Genomic DNA, 13,289 nt, shown 5'->3' with positions numbered 1-13,289 from the left:
GGCAGGGGGCATTTCGATGAGCGGCGACAAACACTCGACCTATACGCCCAAAACCAGAATCGCACGTTGGTTCGATGCCCGCCTGCCGCTGCCGCGGCTGGTGCACGACAGCTTCATCGTCTATCCGGTGCCGCGCAACCTGAACTATGCCTATACGTTCGGCGGCATTCTCACGATCATGCTGGTTTCACAGATCCTGACCGGCATCGTGCTGGCCATGCATTACGCTCCTGATACGGGACTGGCCTTCAATTCAGTCGAGGAGATCATGCGCGACGTGAATTCGGGCTGGTTGCTGCGCTATCTCCATTCCAACGGCGCGTCGTTCTTCTTCATTGCCGTCTACATCCACATCTGCCGCGGGCTCTACTATGGTTCCTACAAGGCGCCGCGTGAGCTGCTGTGGGTGCTCGGTTGCACCAATCTCCTGCTGATGATGGCGACGGCCTTCATGGGCTACGTGCTGCCTTGGGGACAGATGTCGTTCTGGGGCGCTACTGTCATCACCAACTTCTTCACGGCCGTCCCACTGATCGGCGACTGGCTCCAGCAGCTTTTGCTCGGCGGGTTCGCGGTCGACAATCCGACGCTGAACCGCTTCTTTGCGCTGCATTACCTGCTGCCATTTGTGCTTGCGGGCGTGGTGACCTTGCATATCTGGGCGCTTCACGTCGTCGGCCAGAACAATCCGACCGGCATCGAGGTCAAATCGAAAACCGATGTCGTGGACTTCACGCCCTATGCCACCGTCAAAGATGCCTTCGGCATCCTCGTGTTCCTGTTCTTCTTCGCCTATTTCGTCTTCTACCTGCCGAACTATCTCGGCCATCCCGACAACAACACGATCGCCAATCCGCTGAAGACGCCGGCCCACATCGTGCCGGAATGGTATTTCTTGCCGTTTTACGCGATCCTGCGGGCCATCACCTTCAATATCGGGCCGATCGATTCCAAGCTCGGCGGCGTGCTCGCGATGTTCGGCTCGATCGCGGTGCTGTTCCTGGTGCCGTGGCTCGACACCTCGAAGGTGCGCTCGGCGGTCTACCGCCCCTGGTACAGGGTGCTCTTCTGGCTGTTCGTTGCCAATGCCCTCTTTCTCGGCTGGCTCGGCTCCCGACCGGCGGAAGGCGCCTACGTCGTCATGTCCCAACTGGCGACGCTTTACTATTTTGCGTTCTTCGTCATCGCCATGCCGGTGCTCGGGCTGATCGAAAAGCCGCGACGGCTGCCGAATTCGATCACCGAAGCAGTTCTCGAAAAAGACAAGGCCAGCGGCCGAGGCCCGATCGCCGGGCCGGAGGCCAAACATTGAACTGTGAATGGCGGTGATCGTTCATGAACTGGTGGAACTCTCCTCTGGTCTACATCGTGTTGCTCGGCCTCGCCGGGATCGTCGTTTGGACCCTCATCCCCAGACGCTTCGCCAATGCGAAGCTGGTCGTCCAACTCAGCTTTTTCCTCGCGATGTCGGCCATGGTTCTCGACCTGCGCGTCGTGCCATACGAGGCCGCAGGGGACAACGAGACAACCGGAGGAGCGATCCTCATGGGCTCGGTCAAGCTGCTCTGGTGGGTTCACCTTGCCTGGGCGCTAATCGGATTTGTCCGTATCTATCTCGTTTTTGAGCGAAAGCCGCGCGAGGCACGTCTCCTGCAGGACGTCGTGGTCGGTATCGTCTATGCTGGAATGTTCCTGTCGATCCTGGCGTTCGTCTTTGCGGTGCCGGTCGGAACGCTCATTGCCACGTCCGGCGTGTTTGCCGTCATCCTGGGACTGGCGCTCCAGAATACGCTCGGTGACGTATTTTCGGGGATCGCGCTTAACCTCGGCCGCCCTTACGTACTTGGAAACTGGATCATTCTGAGCGACGGAACCGAAGGCCGCGTTGTCGAGACCAACTGGCGGTCGACCCAACTCCTGACCCCGACCCACAATGTCGTCGCGCTTCCGAACAGCCTTCTCGCCAAGATCGGGGTAACAAATCTAAGCGGTCCGGACGAGAGCCATGGACTTGCCGTAACCGTCAAGATGGCGCCAACGAAGACGCCGGCGATCATCGTAGACCTCATGCGCACCGTCTTGCTGAGCTGCAATTCAATCCTCCAGGACCCTTCGCCTTTGGTCACAATCAGAAGCCTGGATGCGGCAGCTATCGAGATCGAGTTGTTTTTTCGCGTCGCAAATCTTGACCAGCGAAGTGCCGCTCGGAACGAAATCTTCGATCTCATTTATCGCCATTCAAAGTCGACCGGCATGCTGCTGGCGGAGCCACTTTCGGCTTCGATTGCCATGACCAACCGGCTGAGCGACGAGAAGGCAGCCTCCCAAAGCTTCACCCCGATCGAACTCATCAGGTCCATACCGGTATTCTCGGCGCTAACGGATACCGAGCAGGAGTCGCTCGCCGCAGCGGCCTCGGTTCGCACCTACCATAAGGGCGAGATCATCGCACGACGGGGAGAGATGCTGCCGTCGCTCATGATCGTACGGACGGGAGTTATCGTCCGGCAAATTGGCGAGGACGATGCTCACCTGCAGGAGATCGGCCGGCTTGCACCCGGCGATTTCTTCGGCGAGACCGGCTTGCTCGCCGGCATTGGCGAGATGTCGAGTTTGCGGGCAATGACCCCCGTCGAGGTTTACGAGATAGACCAGGAAAGCTTTGCGCCGCTGCTGCACGAAAGGCCCGAAATGGCTGAAGATCTTGCGGCGATCCTGTCGAAGAGGGTGTCGGCTCTTAATGAAAGCGGCATCGCCGGACAGAACCACGCGAGCTCCAAATTCGCGCTCCTCAAAGCCATTCAGACAGTCTTTCGCGCCGCTCCGTTCAAGCGCGTTCGAGCACCTGGCTGACAAGGCATGCAGAAGGACAGAGATCCATGACCATCCGCCAAAGCGATATCACAGGCATCGATACAATCATCCAGCCGGCTATCCGTGATTTTGCCGACGGACTGAAGATAAGGCGCGTATTGCCCTCCTCGAATCGCCTGATGATCGGGCCCTTCATCCTGTTCGACCATTTCGGCCCCGCTATATTCGACGCAGGTCACGGTTTCGATATGGGACCGCATCCGCATATCGGCGTTGCGGCCGTGACCTACCTGATCGACGGCGAGATCGTCCACCGCGACAATTTCGGTAAAGTGCAGACCATCCGTCCTGGCGAGGTCAACTGGATGACGGCCGGGTCGGGCATCGTCCATTCCGAGCGCACGCCACCGGAAGTCCGGGCGTCGGGAAGCAATCTCTTCGGCGCTCAGGCTTGGATCGCCCTCCCCTCCCGCTATGAAGAAATTGCCGCCGACGTCGCACATTTTGGCGCTCCCGAAATACCCAGGATCTGTGCCGACGGCGTCGAGCTTACGTTGATCGCCGGCGCGTCTGACGGGTTGGTCTCGCCGGTAAGGACGTTCTCCGACATGGTCTATGCCGAAATTGTGCTCACGAGCGGTGCGCGATACCAGGTGAAACCCGAACACCGTGAGCGTGCAATCTACATCGTCGCCGGTGAGGTTGGAATTGTCGGCCAGTTCGGGACGTTTCATGAGGCCGAATTGATAGCTCTGGCGCCCGGCGCTGAGATTGTGCTCCAGGCGCCTGCCTTCCATGCGGCGAGGCTGATGCTGATAGGAGGCGAGCCCTTTTCCGAGCCACGTCATATCTATTGGAACTTCGTCTCCTCTTCAGCCGAACGGATCGAGCAGGCAAAGGCGGATTGGCGCGAACGCCGCTTCTCCGGCGTGCCGGGAGACCACGAGTTCATGCCTCTGCCAGATCGCAGCGTGTGAGGGATAAGGCAGCGGATGGTGACCTCAGCGCCGCGACAGCTTTACGCCGGTGGCGTAGGCAGACCACTACGATATCAAGTAGAGATCGTTCATCGTTTCCTCGTCGAGCAAACCGTCGAACCAGACGTCGAAGATTGTCTCGAGCAGGAACTCGTCGTTGCTTGCTTCGGAAAACAGCGTGAGGGACGCGTGCAACTTCTTCGCATCAACCTCACCGAAGACAGCGCGAGCGCTTAGGCCGGAGAGCCGCTGCAGTGTGCCAACACATTCCCGATAACGGCCTCCTAGGATCGGAAATGAGAGATAAGCGCTGGCTTCGTCGAGCGATGTGATTGAATATGGCTCAGGCGCAGTACCGCTTCGCCTGGTGGCCAACCTTGGGAAGATGAACTCCATATAGGGAGTGCACATCATTCCTTGACGGAGAATAGCCAGCGCGTCGTCGTAGACCGGATCCTGTGCGCTGACGAACCTCTGCAAATCATACTCGTCGTGCATTAGGATAGATCCCTGGGAAACCCTCAACATTCGTGCCCTGACTAGCCGTCGACGACATCTGCATAGTCCGGGTGCTTGGCGAAAAAGCGGCTCATGAAGGGACATTTCAAGATCGCTTTACGGCCGGTTTTGCGGAGCAGCTCGAAGGTGCCCTGCGCCAATCGCGACGCGATCCCTTGTCCGGAAAATTCCGACGGGACTTCGGTGTGTATCAGCGCGACCTTCCCGCCCTCGAGCCGATAGTAGGCCGCCGCAAACATATCGCCGGCGATCGGCAGCTCGAAACGGTCCTGTTCGACGTTTTCAACGACTTGTGCATCCATCTTTATCTCTCGATTGTATGTCACGTTTGTCACCGGAGGGAGATTGGCCGGCCGCTATCGCACCGCAGGCAACCGCAGAGTGACGGTCGTGCCTGCCCCAAGTGTGCTCTGAATATCGATGCTTCCGCCTGACTGCTCGGCAAAGCGCTTCACCATCGGCAAACCGACGCCGCCGAGGCCTTCGCTTTTGGTGGTGAAGAACGGATCGAAGGCGCAGACCATCGTCTCGCTGGTCATCCCGATACCGCTGTCCGCGACACGGATATCTACCTGACCGGCGGTAGAGCTTTCAGAGGCCAAGCCGGCATCGATCGAGATGAAGCCGCCGTCAGGCATTGCATCGCGCGCGTTGAACAGAAGATTCAGAACCGCATTTTGCAATCCAAGGCGATCGCATCTCACCAAAGGCAGGTCCGATCCAACCCGAAGCTCAAGACCGAAATTGGCATCCAAGGCGCTCCGCACGAGGGTTTCGATCTCAGCCAGGCAAGCACCTACGTTTGTGTATTCGATTTCCGCGGGGCTCTCTCGGGCCAGGCTGATGGTTTGCCGGACAAGGCCACCAGCCCGTTCCAAAGCCGTTTTGGCGCCGGCAACTACAGGCCCAAGCGCCGGAGCCGCTTGGATGCTCGGATCGCGGGCCAGGTGGTTCAACGCCGACGAGGCGACCTGAATGAGATTGCCCAGGTCATGGACGATGCCGGCCGTCGACATTTGCACGGACATACCACTTCCAGGACCATCGGATGGGCTGTCGAAGACATCTTCTTTTATGTCCGGACGAAACATTTCATTACCCCGTTGGCTCAGCCGACACCTATTTGCTTCAATACACTATAATTTATGGTATTTATTATCCATTATGTCTAAGAAGACTCCGATACATACTTCTGTATATCCAAACGCGAGACCATGATCTATTGATAGCCGATCCCGCTGATGTAGTTGGCAAGCAGCCGTTCCTGCAGTTCCTCTTGTTTGAAGAGCGCCTTCATCGCATCACGGATATCGAGGACGCCTAGCGGTTTCGAGTCAGCCCCGAGCACCGGCACATTCTGCAGGCCTTGCGCGGCCATGGTCTGCCAGACTGAATGAAGATCATCATCGGGACCACAAGACACGATGGACCGGCTCATCAATGCCGCAATCGGCGCTTCTGTTGGCCCTGAATTCGCTAGATGGCGGACAAGGTCGGACTTGCTCAGCACGCCTGCCGCCTCCCCACTGCCGTGGCACACCACGACCAGGCCTATTGCGGGCCTGGAAAGTGAGAGTGCTGCACTGCGGAGTGGAGCGTCGACGTCGATCACCATGAGACGGGCCGATATTACTGGATGCAGACTGTCAATGCGCATGACGCCCTCCTGAGAGCGCCTCGCGGCCGCGGCCGGGAGGCTGGGATCGGTTCCAGGGTTTGGTCGCCGAGGTCGGCGCCTTTGCCTGGCCGGTCAGAATGGCGCGAAAACAAGCGCCATTCTGACCCATTCCAAAGATTAGCTTAGCGCTGCTTTGCTCAGGCCAAACTTCGCATCCCCCGAGCCCGGGACCGGTTTGAAGCCGATGTTCAGACGGTTCCAAGAATTGACCGCCATGACGACGAAGGTCAGATCGGAGATTTCCTTCTCGGAAAGCTGCGACCTGACCCGATCGTAGACCTCGTCCGGGACACCCTGCTCGGGCAGCTTGGTCAAGACTTCCGTCCATGCCAAGGCTGCACGCTCGCGAGGAACGAACAGGGTCGAATCCCGCCAGGCTGCCAGGTGGTAAAGGCGCAGTTCGCGCTCGCCATGAATCTTCGCCTGTTTGACGTGCATATCAAGGCAGAAGGTGCACCCGTTCAGTTGCGCGGCTCGGACGGCAACAAGGTCGCGGATCGGTTCTTCGATCGACCCCTCTCGCGTCGCACCAAGAAATTCAATAAATTTCTTCAGAAGTTCCGGCGACTGCTCCGCATAACTCGCGCGTTGGGCGACGGCTTTTCCTTTCGGAGCGACCGGTGACGCTGCAATATTCATTACTTATCTCCTTGAGGTGTTTGCAATCCATTGCAGCGTAAGGATGACCGGTGAGCCAAACTGTTGCTATCGTGCCGATGATATGTATTGCCATTCGATCGGTTTGGGGCGCCTAAACCGAAGTATAGGAAGCGGTGGAAATTGGCACCCTGAACGCTGCCCTCGGCAATTCGCTTTGCCGCAGGCATGCGACAGGTGCGCGGCGTTTGGGTCACTTGAAGGGCGAGGCTGAACCGACCGGTGTCGATAGAACCTGGATCGAAACTGCGCTCACTCTTCGAAGGGAGCGTTCATCACAAGATCAACTGCCGAAGTCGCCTTGTAGCCGGAAACAAAGCGCTCGCCGAAGTCCCGGGCAAAGTTGTCGTAGGTGGTTTCCGGCCTGACCTCGGCGATATGGCAAAAGCATCGGGCCATCCGTCGCTTCATTTGGAGGCGTGGAAACTCACCGATGATCTTTGCAATCTCGGCTGACGAAACGAGGCTGTATTGCAAGCCGACGACATCGAGGCAGATGCCGGCTGTGCAAAGCGCCACCTCAGCCTCCTTGTAGAGGCCGATCGACGGCGTCGAGTTGAGGGCGATGCTGTCCCAGATCAATTGGGCGCGCCGCTCGTCGAAGCCGCCTTCCCGAACGAAGGTGCGGGCGAGATCGGCGCCTTCCACTTCGAAACGGCGCGGCCCGGCGAAGTCCTCATTGAGCGTGACGTCATGCAACAGAGTTGCAACGGCAACAACCTCCGCGTCGTGCTGGATATTCTGAATCTGTCCGATCCGGGCCGCGAAAAGCCAGGATCGGACCACGTGGTTGAACAAGTAAGGTTCACATCGCTCGCGAGCATGTTCGATCGCTCGGCCGACAAGCGGTGTATCGGGGACCGAAATCCCCGCAAGTGTGCGGCTGGCGATCGAATTCATGTCACTGACCGTCCCTTCGCATATGCCCCGATGGTCCGGAGGGCCACGATTTCATTTCGCGTTCGTCGTCAGTTCCGTCTCGCTGGTGTCGACGACGAAAATAGCAAGCAGACGAGCGCCTTCCGTCTTGCTGGCGTTTTCGCTGACGGCATGACGGTCGCCCGGGAATTCCGAGAAACTCTCGCCGGCGCTATAAGTCTTCACCGGCCCATCGTTGACCTGGCTTCGGATCGCTCCCTCCAGGACCGTGGCATAGATGAACGCGGATTTGGGATGGGTATGGGCCGGCGACGTACCCCCCGGCGCGTACTCGACGAGCACGGCTTTCATGCTCTTGCCGGGCACGTTTGGAAGGGCCTGGTCGTAGACAAGCTTCACACTGGCGGCGTCATTGGCCATTGCTGCGGTGACGGAAGCGGCGGTGAGCGCGGCGCAGAGAAGTGTTTTGATCATGTCTGGTCTCCTTGTTGTGCGAATGGTGGACTATCCGATGATTACTTATTTCGGTGGTGTGTATCGGCTGAGCCAATCATCGAAACGCACGGCGCCGATGCGCGCGTTCTCGCCGGGCACCAGCGTTCGATCGTCGATTGCCACCTGGCCGTAGTAGAGCGCGCCGGGATCCGGGACGACTTTGCGCGGGTCGTTGGTGGCCTTCAGGAAGCGCTCGACAAGTTCGCTCATGCGAACGCGCTCCGGGCCGGCAATTTCGATCATGCCGTTCAACGGCGCGGCAAGCGCGACGTCCGCCATCGCATCGGCAACATTATCAGCCGCCATGGGTTGGAAGTAGGCCGGTGACATATGAATGGTATCTCCGACAGCGCCCGTGTTTGCGATGGCGGCGGTGAATTCGAAGAACTGCGTGGCGTGAACGATCGTGTAGGGAATTCCGGACTCCCTGATCAGCTTTTCCTGAAGCAACTTGCCGCGGAAATAGCCCATGCCCTGCAGCCGGTCGGTACCGACGACCGACAGCGCCACGTGATGACGGACACCGGCAGCCGTTTCGGCGGCAAAAAGATTACGCCCGGATGCCTCGAAGAACTCCAGGGCAGCCTTTTCCTCGAACGACGGCGAGTTCGCGAGGTCGACGACGACCTGCGCACCGGAAAGCGCGGCGGCCAGACCCTCTCCCGTAACGGTGTTGACGCCCGAATTCGGCGACGCCGCAAGCACGTCGTGTCCTTTGTTTCGCAGTCTCTCCACGGTCTTTGAACCGATCAGCCCGGTTCCGCCTATGACGACGATCTTCATGTCTAGTCTCCTGGTGTTGCGTGTCTATTTTCGTTGCTCGATCGGATGCTGGGCGTTTCCGGCCTGCTACTGACTGACCGATGCAGCAGCATCCTCGATGAGTGACGTGACCTCGTCGGGATGCGAGACCATGAGCGCGTGGGACGCGCCCTCGATGACGACGGTCTTTACCGCGTGCGCACGCTTGGCCATGAAACTCATGACGGCTGCCGGGATGTTCCGGTCATCTGAGCCGTAGATCATGTAGGACGGCAGCGTCTTCCATGAGGCGACGCCCGAGGCTTCAGCCAGAGCTGCCTGCGCAACAGGGCGTTGAGTGGCAGCCATCAGCAAGGTCTGCTCTTCCGGAACGTCGGCGGCGAACTGGGCGCGGAACTTGGCCGGCTGGATGAAGAGGTCTTGTCCGCCGTCCGGCAACGCGACTGGAGCAAGCGCGCTACCCAAGGTGCTGCCGGGAAACATGCTGGACAATGTAAGGCTCGATTCGCCGGTATCCGGCGCGAATCCCGCCACGTAGACCAAGGCCTTCACATTGGGATTGCCATTGGCGGCCTCGGTGATGACAGGCCCGCCGTAGGAATGCCCCACCAGCACGACCGGCCCGGAAACCGACCGGACGATGGCTGAGACTGCTTTCGCATCGCTGGCAACGCTGCGGAGCGGATTGGCTGCGGCTATCGCTACATAACCGTCTTTGCTGAGTTTCGTGATGACTGCGTCCCAACTCGACGATTCCGCGAAGGCGCCGTGCACCAGTACGATCGTCGGCTTGGGCTGAGAATTCGCGGCCTGCGCCATCCCGCCGCCCGACGCGGCAAGCGCCGCAGTGAGCGCCAGGACTCGAGTTATGTTTCGCATTTGCTTTCTCCCGTGTGGCCTGTGGTGACCAATGCTCAGGAGAATGCGCCGATGCGGCCCGCCAACCTATTGTGCGGAAGGGTCTGTCATACAATGCCAAGGTGCAGGGTAGGTCACCAGGGAGATCAGGTGCCTTGCAGCATGATTGAGGTATCTATGCCGAGTGTGCACTGTCGGCAGCCGTCTGAGCAGACACTGAGGGCGCGCGCGGCCGGAGAGTGTTTGCAAGACGCCGCTGCCGCCGTGGCGAGAACCTGGCGCGGTCGATCCGTTGAGCGCTGGTGAGCCGGCCGGATCGAACACGGCGGCAAAGCCTCCTCTCGTCAACGACATAGTTCCTGGCCTTCGGCCCGCATCGCCCAATGCCTTGGTATGGGTCAAACCGCCGGACCGTCTGATCGTGTCGCTGGGTCACGACATTTATATTTGTATGGGTGAATACCATCCAAGCTATTAATGGAGTTACTGAAATGAAAATGACAGTCCTTGCTGCCGTCGCGCTTGTTATTACAGCAGGAAGCGCCATTGCCGGAAGCGACCACTATGGATCAAACGGAGCCCAGCAGCCTGCGACTGCGTCTGACAACATGTATACATCCTCGATCAGAAAAATGAACAGCGATACCGGGGTGCCGAAAACCGTACGCAAGCCGACTGTTCCCAACGATGAATATGGCCAGGGCATCTGGGGTCACTGATCCCGACCTACAGAAAATTGAAGGACCGGGGCGAGACCTCGGTCCTTCAGCCCTATCGGCGAGCCGACTTCTCTCTTGCGCGTCGATCCCTGCAATGCGACTTGCCGCTTACAATTTGCACCACGTCGGCGAAACGTCTCGCCTCCGACCTATTTGGAGGGATTCGTGCGGCAGCTTCCCGGAAAATCGTCGTGAGGAAGACCGATTGCTCAGGCATTATTCGGCCGTCTATTGGCGCGACGACTTCGCAGTCGTGGCTCAGAGCACTGCCATCCCGCCGTCGACCCGCAGATTGATGCCCGTGACGAAACTGCTCGCGTCCGAGGCAAGGAACAGGGCGGCTTTTGCCAGCTCTTCCGGCTGCCCCATCCGGCCCAAGGGTATTGCCTCAGCCATCGCCTTTTCAAACAGCCCGCGCTGCTCAAACGGTATGCCTAGCTTATCGAGAATAGCCGTATCCACCGGACCTGGGCTAAGCACGTTGACCCGGATACCGCGAGACTTCAGTTCGATCGCCCAAGCGCGCGCAAAGGCATTTATGGCCGCCTTGGAGCCCGCGTAAACAGCATGACCGTCCAGAACCTTCTCGCTGGCCAGCGAGCCTGTGAGGATGATTGCGCCGCCGTTCCGCATGATCGGAATCAGCTTCTGGACGCCGAAGAAGACGCCTCGCGTGTTGACGGCAAATTGCGCATCATATTCTGCCTCGGAGACGTCGGCCGAGTGGGTGATGGTGTTTACGCCGGCGTTCGCCATATAGATGTCGAGCGCCCCGAACCTCTGGAGGATCTGCTGCGCCACCTCATCATGGTGCGCCACGTCGGCCACATTTCCCTGAATGCCCAGCGCGCCTGCCCCGATCTGCGCGACCGCTTCCTCGACCGCCTGCCGCCGGCGGCCGGTAATGACGACTTGCGCGCCCTCGGCGGCAAAGATTTTTGCAGCCGATAGTCCGATCCCGCTGTTTCCGCCGGTGACCACCGCGATCTTGCCTGAGAGTGCGCCCATGTCGTTCCTGCCTTCGAAAAATTGTGCCGGTGCTGCTGCGATAGTCGCAACCGCTGGCCAAGAAAATTTCACGCCGAATTGAGACCGCCAAAATGAGCGGCAATCGCAAACGGCTACCGATTGATAAACTCGCGGCGCTTAGCCAGTTTGACGTCTTGGAGAGCGCAGTGGCCTTCAAGGCAGAACAAGCGCGCGGCGGCGACCCCCGACAGCGCGACGTAGTGTCGAACACCGGCGATCGCCTCCGCGCTGCACAGGCGCGGTTGCCCGAATGGCAGCCGTGTCGCAGCACATGTTTCGCGCCTTTGCCAGCGCTCCAGCTCGATGGCGCAGTGGTTCGGTTCCACAATCCGGGACATGAGCCGGCAGAACCAGCATTCAGGCCACCGCTCGGCTATGCGAGCGCACAAGGTTTGACCTGGCGCGCCACCCGAAATGCGGTTCAGGGCGCGCGAAATATTGCCAAAGGTGGTCATCGGCGGCTCCAAGGAATTGCGGAAAACATGCGGTCGTGACTGAGGCTTGCTATCCTTTGATGAAGGCGAGCAGGTCAGCATTGACCTGATCCTGGTGCGTGGCCGTAATCCCGTGGGGTGCGCCGGGGTAATAGATATCCTTTGCGCCTTTGATCAGTCGGGCCGACTTGACTGCCGAGTCCTTGACGGGGACGATCTGGTCGTCCTTGCCATGCAGGACCAAGGTTGGCACATCGAACTTCTTGAGATCCTCGGTGAAGTCGGTCTCGGAGAACGCCTTGACGCTTTCGTACGCGTTCACGAGACCCGCCTGCATGCTCCAGAGCCAGAACTGATCCAGAATCCCCTGGGAAACCTTGGCGCCTGGCCTGTTCGCGCCGTAAAACAACGGTGCGAGGTCCCGGTAGTACTGCGAACGATCCTTGACGAGGCCAGCCCTTATGCCGTCGAATACCTCGATCGGCAGGCCTTCCGGATTGGCCGGCGTCTTCACCATGATCGGCGGAACAGCGGCGATAAGAACAGCCTTGGCCACCCGCTTCGTCCCGTGCCGTCCGATATAGCGAGCAACCTCGCCTCCTCCGGTGGAATGTCCGACCAGCGTGGCGTCCCGGAGATCCAGCGCCTCGATCACGGCTGCAAGATCGTCCGCATAGCCATTCATGTCGTTGCCGGACGTGGCCTGGCTCGATCGCCCATGGCCGCGCCGGTCATGCGCAACCACGCGGAAGCCGTTATGGGCAAGAAAGAGCATCTGGCTGTCCCAGGCGTCGGAATTCAGCGGCCATCCGTGCGAAAATGTGACGACAGGACCCTTACCCCAGTCCTTGTAGTAGATTTCGGTGCCGTCCTTGGTCGTGATGGTGCTCATCGTCTTGGTTCCTTTGGTTGAGGGGGAAGAGGGAAGGTTTTGTTTTCGGCTCGCGGCCGAAGCAGCGCGGGGCAGTCCGGCGGCAACGGTGGCGATCAGGCCGGCCAACAAGACATCGCGGCGAGATCCGCCGACGGAGAAAAGTCCGTCGTTGTTCATCATGTCCATCCATGTGCTTTGAACATCCTGCTCACCATCACGACCGTCGAATCGGCCCGTGCGGTCGCGGTCGGGGAGGAACGAGCGAGGAGCGGTAGAAACGCGACGGTCGTGATGGCTTGCGAGGAACAGGATGCACCGATCCGGGCCGCGAACCTATTCTACGGAAGCATCTGTCATACGATGCCAAGGTGCAGGGCAGGCACGCCGAGGATTGGGGACGGGCCGAGGCAAGCTCTTATAGACATACGTCAATTTAGGCTTGGGTAGCGGCGCGGGACCGACGCGGCATGGCCGGCGTCAGTTGCTGTGCATGAAATGTTGCGAGTTTGTCGGTCAGACCGGCGCCGCAAAAGAGCGCCGCTCAGAGGTAGCGATGTTGGCGCGGGCCTGGCCGCAAAACACCCAATAGGACCA

Annotated in this window: 16 protein-coding genes; 4 read left to right on the top strand and 12 right to left on the bottom strand. The window is 59.4% G+C overall.

The window, feature by feature from the left end; genetic code table 11:
• The first annotated feature begins 16 nt into the window (after window positions 1-16).
• From NKJ93_RS11515 to NKJ93_RS11505, 3 genes are read left to right on the top strand one after another with little or no spacing between them, the layout of a single operon-like run.
• Window positions 17-1,312, top strand: a complete 1,296-nt coding sequence (locus NKJ93_RS11515; RefSeq protein ID WP_352483846.1) for a cytochrome b — start codon at window positions 17-19, stop codon at window positions 1,310-1,312.
• Window positions 1,313-1,335: 23 nt separating this feature from the next.
• Complete coding sequence (locus NKJ93_RS11510) at window positions 1,336-2,853, top strand: mechanosensitive ion channel family protein (protein WP_023717001.1); 1,518 nt, start codon at window positions 1,336-1,338, stop codon at window positions 2,851-2,853.
• A gap of 26 nt (window positions 2,854-2,879) precedes the next feature.
• On the top strand, window positions 2,880-3,791 hold the full coding sequence (locus tag NKJ93_RS11505) for a pirin family protein (RefSeq protein ID WP_023717000.1): 912 nt from the start codon (window positions 2,880-2,882) through the stop codon (window positions 3,789-3,791).
• A 66-nt stretch (window positions 3,792-3,857) separates the two neighbouring features.
• On the opposite strand, the gene NKJ93_RS11500 is transcribed toward NKJ93_RS11505, so the two are convergent.
• The 9 genes from NKJ93_RS11500 to NKJ93_RS11460 form a co-directional block, all read right to left on the bottom strand.
• Window positions 3,858-4,289 carry a DUF1810 domain-containing protein gene (locus tag NKJ93_RS11500; protein ID WP_023716999.1) on the bottom strand — a complete coding sequence of 144 codons (432 nt, stop codon included), beginning with the start codon at window positions 4,287-4,289 and terminating at the stop codon, window positions 3,858-3,860.
• 41 nt (window positions 4,290-4,330) lie between these two features.
• Window positions 4,331-4,612 carry a GNAT family N-acetyltransferase gene (locus NKJ93_RS11495; protein ID WP_352483845.1) on the bottom strand — a complete coding sequence of 94 codons (282 nt, stop codon included), beginning with the start codon at window positions 4,610-4,612 and terminating at the stop codon, window positions 4,331-4,333.
• A gap of 54 nt (window positions 4,613-4,666) precedes the next feature.
• On the bottom strand, window positions 4,667-5,401 hold the full coding sequence (locus NKJ93_RS11490) for a sensor histidine kinase (protein ID WP_023716997.1): 735 nt from the start codon (window positions 5,399-5,401) through the stop codon (window positions 4,667-4,669).
• A 128-nt stretch (window positions 5,402-5,529) separates the two neighbouring features.
• Window positions 5,530-5,967, bottom strand: a complete 438-nt coding sequence (locus tag NKJ93_RS11485; RefSeq protein WP_352483844.1) for a CBS domain-containing protein — start codon at window positions 5,965-5,967, stop codon at window positions 5,530-5,532.
• Window positions 5,968-6,105: 138 nt separating this feature from the next.
• Window positions 6,106-6,627 carry a carboxymuconolactone decarboxylase family protein gene (locus NKJ93_RS11480; RefSeq protein WP_352483843.1) on the bottom strand — a complete coding sequence of 174 codons (522 nt, stop codon included), beginning with the start codon at window positions 6,625-6,627 and terminating at the stop codon, window positions 6,106-6,108.
• A gap of 270 nt (window positions 6,628-6,897) precedes the next feature.
• A complete protein-coding gene (locus NKJ93_RS11475; protein ID WP_352589059.1) occupies window positions 6,898-7,545 on the bottom strand; it encodes an HD domain-containing protein in 648 nt (215 codons plus the stop codon).
• Window positions 7,546-7,596: 51 nt separating this feature from the next.
• Window positions 7,597-7,998 (bottom strand): cupin domain-containing protein, encoded by a 402-nt coding sequence (locus NKJ93_RS11470; protein ID WP_352483841.1) that lies wholly within the window; start codon window positions 7,996-7,998, stop codon window positions 7,597-7,599.
• A gap of 45 nt (window positions 7,999-8,043) precedes the next feature.
• Complete coding sequence (locus tag NKJ93_RS11465) at window positions 8,044-8,802, bottom strand: SDR family oxidoreductase (protein ID WP_352483840.1); 759 nt, start codon at window positions 8,800-8,802, stop codon at window positions 8,044-8,046.
• A 66-nt stretch (window positions 8,803-8,868) separates the two neighbouring features.
• A complete protein-coding gene (locus NKJ93_RS11460) occupies window positions 8,869-9,660 on the bottom strand; it encodes an alpha/beta fold hydrolase (protein ID WP_023716991.1) in 792 nt (263 codons plus the stop codon).
• 470 nt (window positions 9,661-10,130) lie between these two features.
• Between NKJ93_RS11460 and NKJ93_RS11455 the strand changes: the two genes are divergently transcribed.
• Complete coding sequence (locus tag NKJ93_RS11455; RefSeq protein ID WP_352483839.1) at window positions 10,131-10,358, top strand: DUF680 domain-containing protein; 228 nt, start codon at window positions 10,131-10,133, stop codon at window positions 10,356-10,358.
• Window positions 10,359-10,616: 258 nt separating this feature from the next.
• On the opposite strand, the gene NKJ93_RS11450 is transcribed toward NKJ93_RS11455, so the two are convergent.
• From NKJ93_RS11450 to NKJ93_RS11440, 3 genes are all read right to left on the bottom strand, one after another.
• A complete protein-coding gene (locus tag NKJ93_RS11450) occupies window positions 10,617-11,366 on the bottom strand; it encodes a glucose 1-dehydrogenase (RefSeq protein WP_352589056.1) in 750 nt (249 codons plus the stop codon).
• Between the two features lie 113 nt (window positions 11,367-11,479).
• The gene (locus tag NKJ93_RS11445; protein WP_352483837.1) at window positions 11,480-11,842 is read right to left on the bottom strand and encodes a hypothetical protein; all 363 of its coding nucleotides are present in this window, start codon (window positions 11,840-11,842) and stop codon (window positions 11,480-11,482) included.
• 49 nt (window positions 11,843-11,891) lie between these two features.
• Window positions 11,892-12,872, bottom strand: a complete 981-nt coding sequence (locus tag NKJ93_RS11440) for an alpha/beta fold hydrolase (protein WP_502896349.1) — start codon at window positions 12,870-12,872, stop codon at window positions 11,892-11,894.
• Window positions 12,873-13,289 lie beyond the last annotated feature (417 nt).

The sequence above is a fragment of the Mesorhizobium sp. M0028 genome (genome assembly GCF_040323855.1).
Classification (GTDB): domain Bacteria; phylum Pseudomonadota; class Alphaproteobacteria; order Rhizobiales; family Rhizobiaceae; genus Mesorhizobium.
This window is presented reverse-complemented; position numbering and strand designations above follow the sequence as displayed.

Bases quoted from the DNA above. Each gene is read 5' to 3' on its own strand.
- NKJ93_RS11515 (WP_352483846.1), top strand. From the start codon at position 17: ATGAGCGGCGACAAACACTCGACCTATACGCCCAAAACCAGAATCGCA.
- NKJ93_RS11510 (WP_023717001.1), top strand. From the start codon at position 1,336: ATGAACTGGTGGAACTCTCCTCTGGTCTACATCGTGTTGCTCGGCCTC.
- NKJ93_RS11505 (WP_023717000.1), top strand. From the start codon at position 2,880: ATGACCATCCGCCAAAGCGATATCACAGGCATCGATACAATCATCCAG.
- NKJ93_RS11500 (WP_023716999.1), bottom strand. From the start codon at position 4,289: ATGCACGACGAGTATGATTTGCAGAGGTTCGTCAGCGCACAGGATCCG.
- NKJ93_RS11495 (WP_352483845.1), bottom strand. From the start codon at position 4,612: ATGGATGCACAAGTCGTTGAAAACGTCGAACAGGACCGTTTCGAGCTG.
- NKJ93_RS11490 (WP_023716997.1), bottom strand. From the start codon at position 5,401: ATGTTTCGTCCGGACATAAAAGAAGATGTCTTCGACAGCCCATCCGAT.
- NKJ93_RS11485 (WP_352483844.1), bottom strand. From the start codon at position 5,967: ATGCGCATTGACAGTCTGCATCCAGTAATATCGGCCCGTCTCATGGTG.
- NKJ93_RS11480 (WP_352483843.1), bottom strand. From the start codon at position 6,627: ATGAATATTGCAGCGTCACCGGTCGCTCCGAAAGGAAAAGCCGTCGCC.
- NKJ93_RS11475 (WP_352589059.1), bottom strand. From the start codon at position 7,545: ATGAATTCGATCGCCAGCCGCACACTTGCGGGGATTTCGGTCCCCGAT.
- NKJ93_RS11470 (WP_352483841.1), bottom strand. From the start codon at position 7,998: ATGATCAAAACACTTCTCTGCGCCGCGCTCACCGCCGCTTCCGTCACC.
- NKJ93_RS11465 (WP_352483840.1), bottom strand. From the start codon at position 8,802: ATGAAGATCGTCGTCATAGGCGGAACCGGGCTGATCGGTTCAAAGACC.
- NKJ93_RS11460 (WP_023716991.1), bottom strand. From the start codon at position 9,660: ATGCGAAACATAACTCGAGTCCTGGCGCTCACTGCGGCGCTTGCCGCG.
- NKJ93_RS11455 (WP_352483839.1), top strand. From the start codon at position 10,131: ATGAAAATGACAGTCCTTGCTGCCGTCGCGCTTGTTATTACAGCAGGA.
- NKJ93_RS11450 (WP_352589056.1), bottom strand. From the start codon at position 11,366: ATGGGCGCACTCTCAGGCAAGATCGCGGTGGTCACCGGCGGAAACAGC.
- NKJ93_RS11445 (WP_352483837.1), bottom strand. From the start codon at position 11,842: ATGACCACCTTTGGCAATATTTCGCGCGCCCTGAACCGCATTTCGGGT.
- NKJ93_RS11440 (WP_502896349.1), bottom strand. From the start codon at position 12,872: ATGAACAACGACGGACTTTTCTCCGTCGGCGGATCTCGCCGCGATGTC.